We start from the raw sequence: 15,067 nt of genomic DNA, 5'->3' as shown, positions 1-15,067 counted from the left end.
ACCCCCGGGCCTCAGCCGATCCGGAGGACGATCTTGCCGCGGGTGTGGCCGGCGGCCACCGCCTCGTGGGCCTTGCCGGCCGCGTCCAGCGGCAGCACCCGGTCGAGTTCGACGTGCACGTCACCCGCGTCGATGTGGGCGGCGATCCGGGCCAGGGCGGGGCCGTCCGGCTCGACGAGGAACGAGCTGAACCGCCTGCCCTGCGCCAGTGCGGCGGACCGGACCTCGGGCGAGACGCCGGACGGGACGGCGACCAGCAGGCCGCCGGGCCGCAGCGCCGTCAGGGCGCGCAGGCTGGTGTCGTCCTGGTTGCCGACCAGGTCGATCACCACGTCGACGTCGCTGACCTCGTGTTCGAACCGGGTGCTGGTGTAGTCGATCACGGTGCTCGCACCCAGGCCGGTCAGCCACGAGGCGTTGCGGGCACTGGCAGTCGCGATGACCTCGGCGCCGCGCAGGCGGGCGAACTGGACGGCGAAATGCCCGACCCCACCGGCCGCCGCCGTGATCAGAACCCGCTGACCCTCGGTGACACCCGCCGTGTCGAACAGTGCCTGCCAGGCGGTCAGCGCGGCGAGCGGGACGGCCGCGGCCTGCTCCATCGTGGCCGACTTCGGCTTGCGGGCGAACTGGCGGGACGGGGCGGTCACATACTCGGCGTAACCACCAGCGGCGCGCGGGAACCACGGCATCCCGTACACCTCGTCACCGACGGCGAGGGTGGTCACACCGAAGCCGGTCTCCTCGACGACCCCGGCCACGTCCCAGCCCGGGATGAACGGCGGCGCACCGAGCACCCCGGCCATCCCGGAGCCCTCGCGGGTCTTCCAGTCGACCGGGTTGACCCCGGCGGCGGTCACCCGGACCAGGACCTCGGTGGGCAGTGGCACCGGCTTGGGAACATCGCTGACCTGCAGAACCTCGGGACCGCCGAAGGTCAGCTGGGTCACGGCACGCATGGTGGAAGAAGTCATGTCGACCATCGTCGGCGCGTTCCGGACCACCGACGAGTGGCTAATATGACATGGTGCGCAAAAATCCGGCCAACCCGCATCGGGTCGCGGTCCTGGCCCTCGACGACGTGATCCCGTTCGACCTCGGCATCCCGTCCCGGGTCTTCAACGAGGCGATCAACGACCAGGGCCGGCGGCTGTACGAGGTGATCACCTGCTCGATCGGTGGCGCCCCCGTCGCCACCAGCGCCGGTTACACGATCGGTGTCCAGCACGACGAGCAGGCCCTGCACACCGCGGACACGGTCGTCGTCGCCACTCAGGAGCCCACCACGCGAATGTTGCGTTCCGGCTCGCTGCCCCCGGAGGTGAGTGCCGCGCTGGCCCTGATCCGCCCCGGCACCCGCATCGTCAGCCTGTGCACCTCGTCGTTCATCCTCGCGGCGGCCGGGCTGCTCGACGGGCTCCGGGCCACCACTCACTGGGCGCTGGCCGACGAGTTCACCCGCTTGTTCCCGCACGTCGACCTGGACCCGAGTGTGCTGTTCGTCGACAACGGCCGCATCCTGACCAGTGCCGGAGCAGCCGCCGGCATCGACCTGTGCCTGCACCTGGTCCGCCGCGACCACGGCGCCGCGATCGCCGGCTCCGCCGCCCGGCGGTGCGTGATAGCACCCTGGCGCGACGGCGGCCAGGCCCAGTTCATCGAGCGTGTGGTGCCGCGGCAGACGGACACCTCGACCACCCGTACCCGCGAATGGGCTTTGTCCCGGCTCGGTGAACCACTGGCTTTGACCGACCTGGCCGCCCACGCCAACATGAGCGTGCGCACGTTCAGCCGCCGATTCACCGCCGAAACCGGCAGCAGCCCCAACCAGTGGCTGATCCAGCAGCGTGTCGACCACGCCCGCCATCTGCTGGAGACCAGCGATCTCCCGGTCGACCGGGTCGCGGCGGCGGTCGGTTTCGGCAGCGCCACCCTGCTCCGTAGACACTTGCAGACCACCTTGGGCCTACCACCGACCGCCTACCGCAAGACCTTTCGGGCACCCGGCTGTCACCAGGCGACGACACCCTGACGGCTGGGCTGGATCGTGCCGATCTGCAGCGACTTCATGGTGATCTCGTTCTTCTCCGGGGCGGGGAAGTTCGACAGCTTCGCCGGCTTGGCGTCGGTGGACCCGTCCAGGCTGAAGACCAGGGTGTTACCGGCGCCGCAGGTCGAGTCACCCTTGTCGCAGATCGTCCACTTGATGCCCTGGTAGACGCTGGAGCCGGACTTGAGGGCGGTCCGGATCGACTCGCCGGGTTCCTCGACGTTCTCGGTCGGCACGTCGACCACCTCGTCGGCCGGGTTCTTCAGCGCGATCGCGGCGCGGCCGTGGACGCCGCACTCGATGTCGGACTTGTTGGTCAGCGTAACCAGGCCCTTCCGGGTGTCACCCGTGCTGTCCGGCTGCAGCGTGATGTTCGCCTCGAGGTCAGCGGTCTTGCACACCGGAACCGCGCCCTCGTCCGGGCTGGTGCTCTCCGTCTCCGACGGTGACGCCGCAGTCGCGGCCGTAGTCTCCGAAGCGGCGGGTGCCGCAACCGGTTCGACGGCGGTGCCGTCGGCGCAGGCCTGCTGGGTGAACACCACACCCGCGGACATCGCGCCGAGCAGAGCGAATCGCATCGTCCGGGTACCCATCGTGCGCTCCTTCACCTCAGTGGACTTCGGTACGGCTCCGGCCTTGCCCACGATTGCGTTCCGCCAACCCCGATCGACCATTCGGGCCGCCGATGACAGCCGATAGTGCACACGTCTTGAATATGCGCGCCGATCCATTCGGATATCGGCGCCAGAAAGGCACCGGCGGCTCATCCGCCGAACGAGGACGGCTACGGCCGGTCAATCCACATCCGAGTCCTCGAGCAGTGTTACGGCACCACCCCCGCCGCTTACGCCGCAACCCAGAGCCGTGAGTCGCCGGCCCCGCCCCTATGATCCTCCGGTGATCGACTGGCTCGCCGACGTCCCGAACGACAGGATCGCCGCAATGCGCGCTTTCCTGAACGACTGGTACGCCGACGTTCCGCCGGTCGCGCCGGAAGAACTCGACAGTCCGGTGCCGGTTCCCGCCGCGCTGGAGGTCTTCTACCAGCTCGCCGCCCGCAAACCGGTGATCTACGGCGTGCACAACAGCGTCTACCCGCCGCACGAACTGGAATACGACGAGGACGAGGGCGGTGTCGTCTTCGCCGCCGAGAACCAGGGCATCTGGGTCAAGGTCATCAACCCCGAAGACGACGACCCAACGGTGTACGACGACGGCGAACCGGACCCCGAGCCCCTCAGTGGCGTGCTGCTGCAGTTCGTTCTCGTCGAGGCGGCGATGTCGGCACCGCACACCGCACACTTCGAGATCACCGAGCAGCAGCGGGACCGATTCGTCGCCGGCCTGACCCGGGTGCCCGTGTCCCCGGCGTCGTTCCCGGAACAGGACACCATCATCCACGTGGCACCCGGCATCGTGGCCATCAGCTACCCGTCCGGCGACGGTTACCAGCTCTCCATCGGCAGTCGGCACGAATCGCCACTTCTCAATGTAACCAACGCCTGAAGGGGCCCAGGACCGTGCGGAAGTACATCCTCTTCGACCACGACGGCGTGCTGGTGGACACCGAGTTCTGGTATTTCCGAGCTGGCGAACGCGCCCTGGCGGACATCGGTTTCGCTCTGGACAAGGATCAATACCTCCACGACATGGGACAGAGTGCGGGAACGTGGGCCCAAGCCAGGGCGGCAGGCATCGATGACCAGCTGATCAGCCGACAGCGCGTGATTCGCGATGCCTATTACCAGGGGTACCTCAGAACTGAGGCCATCGAGATCGAGGGCGTCGTCGAGACCCTGGCAGAACTGGCGGAACACGTCCGCATGGCCATCGTGACGACAGCGAAACGTGCGGATTTCGCGGTGATCCACGAGAAGCGCCAGATCATGCGGTTCATGGACTTCGCCCTCGTCCGCGAGGACTACAGGCTGCCCAAGCCGCATCCGGAACCGTACCTGACCGGCTTGAAGCGCTTCGGTGCCACCAACGATGAGGCCCTGGTCGTCGAGGATTCCTCCCGAGGGCTGAACTCAGCCGTGGCGGCCGGCATCGACTGCGCCGTCGTCCACAACGAATTCACGAAAACCCATGACTTCACCCACGCCACCTACCGCATCAAGACTCTCGCCGAATTGAAGGACATCATCCTCAATACCGGCTGACGTTCACATCGTCGCGGCGTTACTCCGGGACGGGAGGTTGCGCCGGTGAGCGGCGTTCGGCGCGGAATCAGCCGGGAGTCATGCCGTGGGAACGGGCGAAAGCCCTGCTGAAGGCGGGAACCGACTGATAGCCGACCGCCGCGGCGACGGACTCGACCGGTTCCCGGGTCTAGTGCAGGCGGACCGCGGCCAGGTCCATCCGCCACTGCGTCAGGTAGGCGGCGGGGCTCTGCCCGATGGCCGCCCGGAAGCGGCGGGACAGGGTCGCCCGGGAGACCTCCAGGGCGGAGGCCAGCGTCGTCGTGGTCCATGGCCGTGCGGGCTCGGCGTGCATGAACTCCATCGCGCTGTGCACGAGGGGATGCGGGTCCGGGTGGGTTGCGGCCCGAGGCGGATCACCTCACCAGCCTCCAACGCCCGGGCCACCACGGCCGGATCGATTATCGGGGTCTCCGCCGAGGCCGCGACCGCGGGCCGGCTCACCACGCCGATCGCCCGGCGCTACTCACTCGACGACGGCGTCGAGGCGGCGATCGACTACGCCCGCCGGCACCCGCTCGGCAAGATCGTCGTGACCGTCTGAGCAACAGAACCACACCGGTCCCCCGCTGCGGCGGGGGACCCCGGTGCCCAGCGACGGTTTCGAACCGCCGACCCTCTCGGTGTAAACGAGACGCTCTTCCCCTGAGCTAGCCGGGCTTCGCTTCTTCTTCACGCGGTGAAGCCGTAACGCAGCGCAGACGGGATTCGAACCCGCAAATGTCCGGTTTGAAAGACCGGCGGCTCTACCTGTTCGCCCACTGCGCCCTGCGTGTCCGGCGCTGGATTCGAACCAGCGTCCTCCGCCGTGTCGGGGCGGCGCTCTACCAGGCTGAGCCAGCCGGACGTGACATGCGCGGATGGGGCGAGAGTCGAACTCGCACGGGTTTTACCCCCAACGGTTTTCGGGACCGCGGCCGGCGCCCATCGGCTGGCCCATCCAAAATTGTTCAGTTGTGTGAAGAGCCGATGCCCGGGCTTGAACCGGGTGCCTTCGACTTACGAGGTCGACGCTCTACCAGGTGAGCTACATCGGCGTGCGCTCCGAGACGAGGACTCGAACCTCGAACCTCCCGATCCAGAATCGGGCGTGCTGCCGATTGCACCATCTCGGAATGTCGGCAAAGAACATCCAATGCCTTTCGTAGACCCGACCGGGATCGAACCGGCGTCTCCAGCGTGAGAGGCTGACGAGCGTTCCACTGCTCCACGAGTCCATGCGTACAAAAAAAGCCGCCAGGCCCGATTTCGGGAGGCGGCTTCAGCGCTGTGCGCTTCGGCGGGCGTCAGACGCCCCTCCCGGAAATGACCTGCTGTTCGGATTGCTCGACCACGACGGCCACCGAACCGGACTGGTTCGATTCGACTGACGTCATCGGAGTTCTCCTTACGCGTTCGGTGCGGCTTGTGAGGGAAACATTAGTAGCCGGTTCCGTCCCCGGCAATCGTATTAATTCCGGCCTCCGGATCAGGATCCGGAAGCCGGTCAAGTCAGTAGCGCGGTCAGCCACCGGCCGGTGTTTCGTTCGATGTAGTCGGCGTCCGCGCGCCACACGTCGCCGTGGCCGGTGTGCCAGTGGGTGGTCCAGGGTTCCACGCCGAGGGTGGCCTGCTCGCGCAGGAAGTCGTGCATCGCCCGAGTGCGAACAGCCAGCATGGGGGCCAGTTCGCGGCGTTGTGACTCGTCGAGGCCGTAGGCGTCGGCGAACGCCCGCAACCGGGGTCCCGCGTCGGCCCGCTGCCAGTCGGCGTGGGCGGACATCGGAACGAAACCGTGCACGGCGTAGGCCACGTCCCACAGCCGGGAACCGGGTGCCGCGCCGTCCCAGTCGATGAAGACCATCCGGTCGCCGACGACCAGGTTCCACGGCGCCAGGTCGTGGTGGACGATCAGGTCGTCGCGGTCGGCGGGGATCAGCGTGTTCCACCGCGCGCCCGGCGGTGGGGTGAAACTCGCGCACGCGTCGTGCAGGTCCCGCACGAGGCGGCCGACGCGGGCCAACTCGGACAGCGGCTCCATCAGGTCGAAACGCGACGGCCAGGGCACCTCGCCGGGGATGAAACTCAGCACCTCCCGGCCCTGGCCGTCGAGACCGAACGGCCGGGGCGCGCCGCGGAATCCGACCGACCACAGGTGTTCCAGCAGGGCGTGCACCGCCGGTGTCCAGGGCCCGGCGGGGCGGCGCACGGTGTCACCGACCCGCACCACCCCGGCCGACACGTTGCCGCCAGTGAGCGGGATCTCCTCCAGTGACATTCCGGCAGTTTTTCACCCCGCGCGCGACGGATGCGAACTGATTTCACTGACGTATCGTCGTGCGGGTGAGCATCGGTAAGGGCGATATCGCGCCCGACTTCGAACTTCCCGACCAGGACGGCACCCCGCGCAAGCTGACCGAGCTGCTCGCGGACGGCCCCGTGGTCCTCTTCTTCTATCCCGGTGCGATGACCAAGGGCTGCACTGCGGAGGCCTGCTATTTCCGCGATCTGGCCGCCGAGTTCCGGGAGGCCGGGGTGCAGCGGGTCGGCATCAGCAAGGACCCGGTGGAGAAGCAGAAACTCTTCGCGGACACCTACAACTTCGACTATCCACTGCTGTCGGACCCCGATTCCGAAACCCTTGCCGCGTACGGGGTGAAGCGCAAGCTTCCGCTCGGGCCGCTGAGCACCAAGCGGATGACCTTCGTGATCGGTAAGGACCAGAAGGTGATCGAGGTGATCCACAGCGAGCTGGACATGAACCAGCACGCCGCGGACGCCCTGAAGGCCGCCAAGGCTTGAGCCCCGCACCGGCGGCCGCCCTGTTCGGGTAGCGGCCGCCGGGCGGGTCCGCGGTCAGGCTGCCAGCAGCAGGACCCGCACGTCCCACGGCCCGAGGGTGATCGCCTCACCGGCCGCGACGGTCGTGCCGTCGAGCACATCGGTGCAGGTCACCGGCACGGTGAACGTCTGTTCGCCCCACGACCAGTTGTGCACGAACCGCAACCGGCCGCCGCCGGAGTTGACGGCCGAGGTGACCGTCAGTTCCGGGGTCTCCGGCCGCCACGCATCGGTGCGGGCCTCGGTCGCCCAGGCGAACAAGGCGCGGGCGAACGCCGGTGACGGCACGGTCCCGACCGTGGTGATCCGGCCGGTGCCGTGCTGCCGGGTGGTCACGGCCGCCCACTGTTCGAAGTGCGGGTGGTCATAACCGGCCAGCACTTCGGCGGTGGTGGGGACGAGCCCGTCGATCCACCGGGTCGCCGCACCGAAGCCCGGCACCGTGACGGCGTCGTCGACGTTGCTGAACTCGTCGTACTCGACACCGGCCGCCTCGTGCAGCCGCGCCGGGAACTGCTCGTTGCGCGCTCGCGCCTCCTGATCGGCGTACCCGGTGCGCGGCCCGAGGATCAGGTGCCCACCGGCCTCGGCGTAGGCGAGCAGCCAGTCCAGATCGGCGTCGGTGGTGATGTAGAGCGCCGCCGCGACCAGCACCGGATGCTCCCGGGCCACGTCCGCCGCAGGCCGGGCGGTCAGGTGCGCCGCGTGCCACACCCGGCTCTGCAACTTCGCGTCGAAAGAGCCACGATAAAAGGCGTCAACGATCTCCTGGTACGAGCGGAGGTCCGGTTCCCCGTTCGGCAGAGCCAGCGAGGGCTGGTACTCCAGCGCCCGTTTGCTCTGGGTCGAGTAGACGAACGCGACGTCAGCGCCCGGCGTCAAACCGGTCACCGCGGCTCCGGCCCGGTCGAGTTCCGCGCCGATCCGGGCGATCTCCCGGTAGACCCGGCCCGGACGGCCGCTGTGCGGCAGCACGCCACCCCAGTAGGTCTCGGTGCCGAAGTGCAGGGTGTGCCAGTGCCAGTATTCGATCGCCTCGGCACCACGGGAGATGAGCGCCCAGGCCACTTGACGCCATTGTCCATCGTACGCAGGCCGGTTGATGGATGAATGTCCGATCGCCTGGGCGTCGGTCTCGGTGACCAGAAACGGCTCCTGGCGCGAGGAGTACATCCGGTCGGCGCTCTGGTACAGCGCCCAGGTGCCGCGGGTGGTCCAGTCCTGCGGACGGGACCGGTCGTCGGGCAACTGGAGTGCGTCCTGCATGTCGTAATACGGGTTTCCGGCCGTCACGTCGAGGGTCGCGGCAAGGGTCCGGTCGTCGACGGCGGCCCGGTCGTACGCGATGCAGGTCGTCACGAACTGGCCCGGCCGGGCGTACTCCCGGGCGATGTCGGCCTGCCAGCCGATGAACGCGGTGGCCTGCTCGGCCTGGAAGGTGCGCCAGGCCAGGTCGTACTGCGGCTGGGCGTTGCCGTCGGGGGTCCACAGGTCGGCCCACTCCGACAGGCGATGCGACCAGTAGACCAGTCCCCACTCGCGGTTCAGGGTTTCCACGTCGCCGTACTTCGCGCGCAGCCAGTCGACGAACCGCTGGAAGACGCCGTGGTTGTGCAGCAGCACGTTGCCGGGCTCGTTGTCGACCTGGAACCCGATGATCGCGGGATGTTCGGCGTAGCGGGCGAGGATCCGGCGGCTGACGCGTTCGGCGTGGAAACGGAACGCCGGATGGGTGTAGTCGACCTCCTGGCGGGCACCCCACGGGATGCGCTGTCCGGTGGCGCTCTCGCCGGCGATCTCCGGGTATAGCCGGGCCAGCCACGGCGGGACCGCGTACGTCGGGGTGCCGAGGATGACGCCGATGCCCCGGGCGTGGGCGCCGTCGAGGACCGGCAGGAGCCATTCCAGGTCGAAGCGCCCGTTCTCCGGTTCCCAGGTCGACCAGACCGACTCGCCGACCCGGATGACGGAGAACTTCGCCGCGGCCATCAGGTCGAGGTCGGTCTTCAGCCGGTCGGTGGGCTGATACTCGTGGTAGTACGCCGCGCCGAACCGGACCCTGTCGGGATGTTGATACCTGTTGCTCACCAGGACATTGTTGCCCCGAACGGGTTACCTGAAGGTGACCGGGTTCCGAAAAAGTGCCTTCTTCACAGCTCATTAACGGTCTCTTATGGTTACCGAGGAACCGAAAGAGAAAGGTACTTCTGATGGCTGTGACTCTGGTGAACCCGCCCGGACTGCCCGTGATCGACGTCTACCGGCAGGTGTCGGTGGCGACCGGATCGAAGCTGGTGCACGTCGCCGGCCAGGTCGCCTGGGGCGAGGACGGCAAGACCATCGGCGCGGGTGACCTGGCCGCCCAGGTCGAGCAGTGTTACGTCAACGTGGCGACGGCGCTGGCCGGGGTCGGCGCCGGTTTCGACGACGTGGTGAAACTGACGGTACACGTCGTCGACTGGCAGCCGGAGAAGATGGGCGCGCTGGTCGAGGGCATCAGCCGGGCCCAGGCCCGGCTGGGTTTCACCGCGGCGCCGCCGGCGTCCCTGTTCGGCATCGTGACGCTGGACGTGCCCGAGCACCTGGTGGAACTCGAGGTGACCGCGGTCCTCGACTAGACCTGGCCGAAGTCGCGGCGGGCGGTCTCGATGTGGGACAGATAGTGCTGGGTCCAGCCGCACATGCCGTCGACCACGGTGCGCAGGGCCTGGCCGGCTTCGGTCAGGGTGTACTCCACCCGCGGCGGGATGGTCGCGTAGACCTTGCGGGTGATCAGGCCGTTGCGCTCCAGGGTGCGCAGGTTCTGGGTGAGCATCTTGTGGCTGATGCCGCCGATCTCGTCGCGCAGCTCACTGAATCGCATGGTGCGCTGGCCGACGAACTCGATGATCAGCAGAGCCCACTTGTTGGCGATGTCCGAGAAGATCTCCCGAGCCAGCGAGTCGGCCCGCGCCAGATCGGCGTCCGGCGGTATGGCGCTGATCTCCTGCCTGGTTCCCACCAGCTAACTCTCCAACAGTTACTAGGGAACCGCAAGTAAACCGGGGCTCAGTACCGCTGCGTCGCCTTGGCGAACTCTTCCGCGAGCAAGGCGTATACAGCTACGTCACGGTGACCGTCCGGGAATCGGACTGCCCCGCGCAGAACACCCTCAAGTGTGAAAGCGAAACGGTCTGCCAGGCGGTGGCTTCGGTCATTGGTGGTCAGGGTCCGCATCTCGACTCGGTGCAGGCCGAGGTCGGCGAAGGCATGGCCGAGCACGGCGTGCAGCGCCCGGCTGACGACCCCCTGGCCTTCGGCGGCGGCGTCGATCCAGAACCCGACTTCGGCAGATCCCGCCGAAGGCTCGATGGCCAGGTTCATCGCTCCGACCAGACGATGACCTTTGTCGGCGCGGACTCCGACGGCAAGTGGAAGGCGGGTGCCTGCGAGCCAGGCATTCCCGGAGGTTTCCAGAGCGGTGCGGGTGGCCTCCACCGTCGGCTCCTTGATACCCGGCGACCAGACCGCCAGCCGAGAATGATTGGTGGCCAGGAGGGCGTGGTACGGGACCGTGATCGCGGGAGTGCGAGGTATCAGGACGATGCCGTCCCCGATCGGCCAGATGAACCGGGTGTTGGTGATCGGCATGGATGGATCCTAGAACGTCCATCAATCGAGCGTCGGGCAGGGCAACACCCTCGACTCGGCTACTCATCTACTGGTGGCACAACCGCTGCTCTGCCAGGCATGACCGAGGTGACCGGCAGAGCAGCTCTCAATCAGGCTGCCCACCGTAGGCGTTCGCTCGACTCGCTGATGACAGATACCGAGGCGTCTCCGGACAGATATCCGGCCGAGACAGGATCTCATCGGCGCAGCGGGCGGCGGGTAGATCCGGGACTCGCCGCCCGCGCTGGTGACGGTCCGGCCGTATCGCCAGCAGGTGCCGGTGCGGCGGCTGATCCCGACTTCCCGGCAGGCTGCCGAGTCGTTCATACCCCGCGCCATGAGGCGAAGGTAGTGATCACGTTTCCCATACTCCGGACCAGCACCCGGTGGCTTTAGCGGACGACGGGACTTACCGGCCCCAGGTCTTGGCGATCCGGGCCAGGGAGTCCTGGGCGACGGCGGGGTCGTACAGCATCCCGGCCAGGAGCAGTTCGTCGGCCTCGGTGTGTTCGACCAGCGCGTCCAAGGCGTCCACCACCTCGTCGGCGGTGCCGACGTGCTGGGCTCCGGACAGCGCCTCGATCATCTGGCGGTCGAGGTCGGAGAACTCGCGGGCCGCGGCCGCCTCCGGGGAGATCATCGGCTGGAAACCGCCGGTTCGCAGGTTGAGCATCATCACTCGGGCCGGGCCGGCCTGGAAACGGGCCTGCTCGGTGGTCTCGGCGGCGATCACCGAGGCGCTGACCATCACGTGCGGTTTCGGGAACCGCGGTGACGGCTGGAACCCGGTCCGGTACAGGTCCAGGGCCTGCTCCAGGCCGGACGCGGTCGGGAAGTGGTAGGCGTAGCAGAACGGCAGGCCGAGTTTCGCCGCGATCTGCGCGCCATAGGTCGAGGAGCCGAGGATCCAGACTTCCGGGTACGTCTCCGGGGCGGGCGTGGCCTGCAGGCGCCCGGCCCGGGTGGCGTTGCGGTCGTCGCCGAGCAGGCCGAGCAGGGTCCGCAGATGCTCGGGAAACTGCTCGACCGTCAGGTACGGGGAGACCCCGCGCAGCGCCGCCGCGGTCACCTGGTCAGTGCCGGGTGCCCGGCCGATGCCCAGGTCGATGCGGTCGGGGTAGAGCGCTTCGAGGATCGCGAACTGTTCGGCGACCACGAACGGCATGTGGTTCGGCAGCATCACGCCACCGGAGCCGACCTTGATCCGGGACGTGTTCGCGGCGACCGCGGCGATCAGCACCGGCGGCGCGGTGGAGGCGACGGCCGGGGTGTTGTGGTGTTCGGCCACCCAGAAGCGGGAGTACCCGAGGTCGTCGGCGGCTTTGGCGGTGCCGATCGCGCCGTGCAGGGCGTCGCCGCTGCTGTGTCCTTCACGGACGATGGCAAGTTCCAGGACGGAGAGCGGTACGCGGGTCACAGTGTCTTCCATTCCGGGGATTGCAGAAGGGTGAACGCCTCGTCGATGAGCGCGTGCAGGCCGGGGATGCCGCTGTCGACGTCCCAGCGGGCCGACACCGTGCTGAAGGCGGCACGGGCCGTGTTGATCAGCAGGTCCAGCTGGAGTCCGGTGGCGGCGGTGCCACGGCCGGCAGCCCAGGTTCGCGCGCAATCCCAGAAGCGGTCGCACGTCTCCCGGGAGCAGACCGCGAGTGACGGGCTGGCCGCGATGACCCGGCACTGCCGGACGATCTGCTCACCGGCGGCCGCCGTGTAGGCGAGGATCAGCTGGTGCAGGGCGGTCCAGAGCGGTTCGCCGGGTGGCCGGGCGGCGGTCAGCTCCGACCACAGGCGGGGGTCGTCCGGGTCCGGGTCGAACAGCACCGACTCCTTGCCGGCGAAGTAGTTGAAGTAGGTCCGCCGGGAGATGCCGGCGGTGGCCACGATGTCGTCGACGGAGACCGCGTCGAAGCCCCGCTCCGCCATCAGGCCGACGGCCGAGTCCCGGATCAGGCGCCACGTCTGTGGGCTGCGTTGTCGCACTCCCCGACCATAACCTGTCGTGCACTGAGTGCAAGTTAGATCCGGATGATCGTCGTCACGGCGCCCGGACTGGCGCCCCCTGTCCCCCGCGGCCATCAGCCGCCTGGAGACCGCGTCCCGGACGTCACCCCGCTCCGGCGCCCCCAACGTCCGCGCCCTCTGCAGCTACTACGGCCTGGGCGCCCGCACCACCGAGCGGCCGGTCCCGCTCGCCAAGGAGGGCGCCCAGCCTGGTTGGTGGCAGCGCTACGACCTGGAGTCACCCACCGCGACCTACCTGGACCTGGAGACCGCGGCCCTGTCGATCGACGAGTTCGAGACGTCGGTCGTGCCCGGCCTGCTCCAGACGTTCGACTACGCGGAAACTATTCTCGCGCCACTTCGGCAGAATCTTCCCGCGACCCAACCAGCAGAGACGGTAGAGTCCCGCATCCAGCGGCAGCGCATCCTGCGTGACGATAGCGCTCTTATTTTTCACGCCGCGATCGACGAATCGGTTCTGCACCAAGTCATCGGAAGTCGTGAGATCCTGCAGGACCAACTGGTGCACATCAAGAAGGTCGCCGTCGAGTCGTCAAACGCGACCATCCAGGTCTTACCACTGGCGACGTACGTCCATTCAGGGCTCAACGGACCCTTCTCCATTCTGCAATTTTCTGAGGACCTGATGCCACCGGCGGTCTACACCGAGGGGCAGTTGGGGCAGTTGTTTGAGGGCGACCCGCGCGAGGTGGAAGGCACCCGAAGCGCCTTCACGCATCTTTCCACCGGCGCGCTCAGTCCGGAGGAATCACTGAGATTGATCGACGATCGCATCCGTGCCCTATCCTTGAAATTCAAGGAAAAGATCATGACCGAGCTTAAAATCGATCGCAATGCGCTGGCCTGGCGAATCGCTAGTCGCAGCGGCGGCGGAAACTGTGTCGAAGTCGCGAAAAGCGACAACCTGATTGCTTTCCGCAATTCAAAGCGCCCGAAAGGCGAGATGATCCTCTACACGCAGCCCGAGTTTGCGGCTTTCCTGGACGGGGCGAAAAAGGGCGAGTTCGACGATCTCCTGGACTGAGCAGCCTTCCCAGCAACAAACGTCGATCAGCTCGGTTGAGCGGGCGGCAACCCTCATGGTTGCCGCCCGCTCGTCATGACGGGTGGGCATGGACGGGCCACGGGCAACCCGAGGCTCGCCCGGACGGGCGGGTGGCGGTGGACGGGAATCGGGATATGCGGGGCCTTTCGGGGTGGAATGGGAAGGAATCCTCGGTGGACCATGAGGGCCGGGCCGTAACGTCGTCGGTCGAGTTCGACGGCACTTCCCCGAGCTTGACCGACCTGCTTTGCTGGTGCACCCGCCCTGTTCTCGGAGCGGGTGCACTCCCGACTTCGAGGAGGCGTTGTCTTGGCGTATTCACGGAAACTCGCCGACGGACAACAGTGCCGTGTATCGACGTACGACATCGTGGAACGAACCGCCACCGTCGTGCACACCAGCACCGCCGTCCTGTTCGAGGCGCCCAACTGGACACGGGACGGGCAACTCGTGCTCAACGGTGACGGCCTGCTCTGGACGATGGCCGCCGACGGTTCCGCCCCGCCCCGGGCGGTTCCCTTCACCGGACTGCCGGACCTCAACAACGACCACGTGCTCGCCCCGGACTCGGCGTCGATCTATCTGTCGGCCGATGACGGGCACATCTACCGGGGGCGGCTCAGCGGCGGCCCGGCCCGCCGGATCACCGGTGACGACCGCATGCACTTCCTGCACGGTGTCAGCCCGGACGGATCGACGCTGGCCTACGTCGGCATCGTGAACCAGCAGTGGGACAGCGGCACGCTGTGGACCATCGGCAGTGACGGCGGGAAGAGCACCCCGCTGACCACCGGCGACGGGCCGGACGACGGGCCGGAATACGCACCGGACGGCGGCTGGATCTACTTCAACACCGAACGGTTCTCCGGGCATGCGCAGATCGCGCGGGTCCGGCCGAACGGCGGCGGGATGGAACAGCTCACCTACGACGAGCGGGTCAACTGGTTCCCGCACCTGTCCCCGGCCGGCGACCACGCCGTCTACCTGAGCTATCCGCCGGGAACCGAGGGCCACCCGGCGGACCTGAGGGTCGAACTGCGCCTGGTCGTCGACGGCGACTGGAAGGCCGCGCAGACCCTGGTCGAGCTGCCCGGCGGCCAGGGCACGATCAACGTGAACAGCTGGTCCCCGGACGGGCGGCACTTCGCCTACGTGGACTATCCGGCCTGAACCGATGCCCGGCGGCTGACCGCCGGGCACCGCCGGTCAGCCGGGCCTTGAACTGGTGGTAGGTGGTGTCGCCGGGGAAGGCGCCCTCACCGGGGACGAGGTGGTGGC

General features: G+C 67.8%; 17 protein-coding genes and 7 tRNA genes. 8 read left to right on the top strand and 16 right to left on the bottom strand.

Features of this window, described 5'->3' with window-relative positions; all coding sequences use genetic code 11:
• Positions 1 to 11: 11 nt before the first annotated feature.
• Entirely contained in the window at positions 12 to 974 is a 963-nt protein-coding gene (locus BLU81_RS08775; protein ID WP_092556796.1) for an NADP-dependent oxidoreductase, read from the bottom strand.
• 50 nt (positions 975 to 1,024) lie between these two features.
• Between BLU81_RS08775 and BLU81_RS08770 the strand changes: the two genes are divergently transcribed.
• Positions 1,025 to 2,032: a GlxA family transcriptional regulator gene (locus BLU81_RS08770; RefSeq protein WP_092543266.1), complete on the top strand. Its 1,008-nt coding sequence runs from the start codon at positions 1,025 to 1,027 to the stop codon at positions 2,030 to 2,032.
• Here BLU81_RS08770 and BLU81_RS08765 read toward each other — a convergent pair.
• Positions 2,011 to 2,643 (bottom strand): DUF4232 domain-containing protein, encoded by a 633-nt coding sequence (locus BLU81_RS08765; protein WP_157751416.1) that lies wholly within the window; start codon positions 2,641 to 2,643, stop codon positions 2,011 to 2,013. The two genes, BLU81_RS08770 and BLU81_RS08765, sit on opposite strands and share 22 nt — an antisense overlap.
• A 304-nt stretch (positions 2,644 to 2,947) precedes the next feature.
• On the opposite strand from BLU81_RS08765, the gene BLU81_RS08760 reads away from it, so the two are divergent.
• Together BLU81_RS08760 and BLU81_RS08755 are read left to right on the top strand one after the other, a co-directional pair.
• Entirely contained in the window at positions 2,948 to 3,556 is a 609-nt protein-coding gene (locus BLU81_RS08760) for a hypothetical protein (protein WP_092543262.1), read from the top strand.
• A 14-nt stretch (positions 3,557 to 3,570) separates the two neighbouring features.
• Complete coding sequence (locus BLU81_RS08755; RefSeq protein WP_092543260.1) at positions 3,571 to 4,212, top strand: HAD family hydrolase; 642 nt, start codon at positions 3,571 to 3,573, stop codon at positions 4,210 to 4,212.
• Between the two features lie 169 nt (positions 4,213 to 4,381).
• On the opposite strand, the gene BLU81_RS51990 is transcribed toward BLU81_RS08755, so the two are convergent.
• Positions 4,382 to 4,567, bottom strand: a complete 186-nt coding sequence (locus BLU81_RS51990; protein WP_197686153.1) for a helix-turn-helix domain-containing protein — start codon at positions 4,565 to 4,567, stop codon at positions 4,382 to 4,384.
• Here BLU81_RS51990 and BLU81_RS49490 point away from each other — a divergent pair.
• Entirely contained in the window at positions 4,562 to 4,795 is a 234-nt protein-coding gene (locus BLU81_RS49490) for a hypothetical protein (RefSeq protein WP_197686152.1), read from the top strand. The genes BLU81_RS51990 and BLU81_RS49490 overlap by 6 nt on opposite strands.
• Before the next feature lie 44 nt (positions 4,796 to 4,839).
• Here the strand turns inward: BLU81_RS49490 and BLU81_RS08740 are convergent.
• The 8 genes from BLU81_RS08740 to BLU81_RS08710 form a co-directional block, all read right to left on the bottom strand.
• A tRNA-Val gene (locus BLU81_RS08740) sits at positions 4,840 to 4,911 on the bottom strand.
• Between the two features lie 33 nt (positions 4,912 to 4,944).
• Positions 4,945 to 5,019 (bottom strand) — tRNA-Glu (locus BLU81_RS08735).
• A 5-nt stretch (positions 5,020 to 5,024) separates the two neighbouring features.
• A tRNA-Val gene (locus tag BLU81_RS08730) sits at positions 5,025 to 5,098 on the bottom strand.
• Between the two features lie 10 nt (positions 5,099 to 5,108).
• Positions 5,109 to 5,193: transfer RNA gene (locus BLU81_RS47765), tRNA-Ser, on the bottom strand.
• Between the two features lie 22 nt (positions 5,194 to 5,215).
• Positions 5,216 to 5,288 (bottom strand) — tRNA-Thr (locus BLU81_RS08725).
• 5 nt (positions 5,289 to 5,293) lie between these two features.
• A tRNA-Gln gene (locus BLU81_RS08720) sits at positions 5,294 to 5,366 on the bottom strand.
• A gap of 30 nt (positions 5,367 to 5,396) precedes the next feature.
• Positions 5,397 to 5,468 (bottom strand) — tRNA-Glu (locus tag BLU81_RS08715).
• A gap of 269 nt (positions 5,469 to 5,737) precedes the next feature.
• Complete coding sequence (locus BLU81_RS08710; protein WP_092543256.1) at positions 5,738 to 6,508, bottom strand: phosphotransferase; 771 nt, start codon at positions 6,506 to 6,508, stop codon at positions 5,738 to 5,740.
• 65 nt (positions 6,509 to 6,573) lie between these two features.
• On the opposite strand from BLU81_RS08710, the gene BLU81_RS08705 reads away from it, so the two are divergent.
• The gene (locus BLU81_RS08705; protein WP_092556794.1) at positions 6,574 to 7,032 is read left to right on the top strand and encodes a peroxiredoxin; all 459 of its coding nucleotides are present in this window, start codon (positions 6,574 to 6,576) and stop codon (positions 7,030 to 7,032) included.
• Positions 7,033 to 7,086: 54 nt separating this feature from the next.
• Here the strand turns inward: BLU81_RS08705 and BLU81_RS08700 are convergent, their stop codons facing one another.
• Complete coding sequence (locus BLU81_RS08700; protein ID WP_197686151.1) at positions 7,087 to 9,159, bottom strand: beta-galactosidase; 2,073 nt, start codon at positions 9,157 to 9,159, stop codon at positions 7,087 to 7,089.
• A gap of 122 nt (positions 9,160 to 9,281) precedes the next feature.
• Between BLU81_RS08700 and BLU81_RS08695 the strand changes: the two genes are divergently transcribed.
• Positions 9,282 to 9,689 (top strand): RidA family protein, encoded by a 408-nt coding sequence (locus tag BLU81_RS08695; protein ID WP_092543252.1) that lies wholly within the window; start codon positions 9,282 to 9,284, stop codon positions 9,687 to 9,689.
• Here the strand turns inward: BLU81_RS08695 and BLU81_RS08690 are convergent.
• From BLU81_RS08690 to BLU81_RS08670, 4 genes are all read right to left on the bottom strand, one after another.
• Positions 9,686 to 10,072, bottom strand: a complete 387-nt coding sequence (locus BLU81_RS08690; RefSeq protein ID WP_092543250.1) for a winged helix-turn-helix transcriptional regulator — start codon at positions 10,070 to 10,072, stop codon at positions 9,686 to 9,688. The two genes, BLU81_RS08695 and BLU81_RS08690, sit on opposite strands and share 4 nt — an antisense overlap.
• A gap of 47 nt (positions 10,073 to 10,119) precedes the next feature.
• Positions 10,120 to 10,701: a GNAT family N-acetyltransferase gene (locus tag BLU81_RS08685; protein ID WP_092543248.1), complete on the bottom strand. Its 582-nt coding sequence runs from the start codon at positions 10,699 to 10,701 to the stop codon at positions 10,120 to 10,122.
• A 430-nt stretch (positions 10,702 to 11,131) separates the two neighbouring features.
• Positions 11,132 to 12,151, bottom strand: coding sequence for an LLM class flavin-dependent oxidoreductase (locus tag BLU81_RS08675; protein ID WP_092543246.1), 1,020 nt, complete (start codon positions 12,149 to 12,151; stop codon positions 11,132 to 11,134).
• Entirely contained in the window at positions 12,136 to 12,702 is a 567-nt protein-coding gene (locus BLU81_RS08670) for a TetR family transcriptional regulator (protein ID WP_157751415.1), read from the bottom strand. Before BLU81_RS08670 ends, BLU81_RS08675 begins: the two co-directional genes overlap by 16 nt.
• A gap of 79 nt (positions 12,703 to 12,781) precedes the next feature.
• Between BLU81_RS08670 and BLU81_RS49485 the strand changes: the two genes are divergently transcribed.
• Positions 12,782 to 13,768: a DUF397 domain-containing protein gene (locus tag BLU81_RS49485; RefSeq protein ID WP_331717486.1), complete on the top strand. Its 987-nt coding sequence runs from the start codon at positions 12,782 to 12,784 to the stop codon at positions 13,766 to 13,768.
• 330 nt (positions 13,769 to 14,098) lie between these two features.
• Positions 14,099 to 14,959: a TolB family protein gene (locus BLU81_RS08660; RefSeq protein ID WP_092543240.1), complete on the top strand. Its 861-nt coding sequence runs from the start codon at positions 14,099 to 14,101 to the stop codon at positions 14,957 to 14,959.
• The last annotated feature ends 108 nt before the right edge of the window (positions 14,960 to 15,067 follow it).

The organism is Actinoplanes derwentensis (assembly GCF_900104725.1).
Lineage (GTDB): Bacteria > Actinomycetota > Actinomycetes > Mycobacteriales > Micromonosporaceae > Actinoplanes > Actinoplanes derwentensis.
The sequence above is the reverse complement of the archived record's forward strand: the minus strand, read 5'-3'. Positions and strand labels throughout refer to the sequence as shown.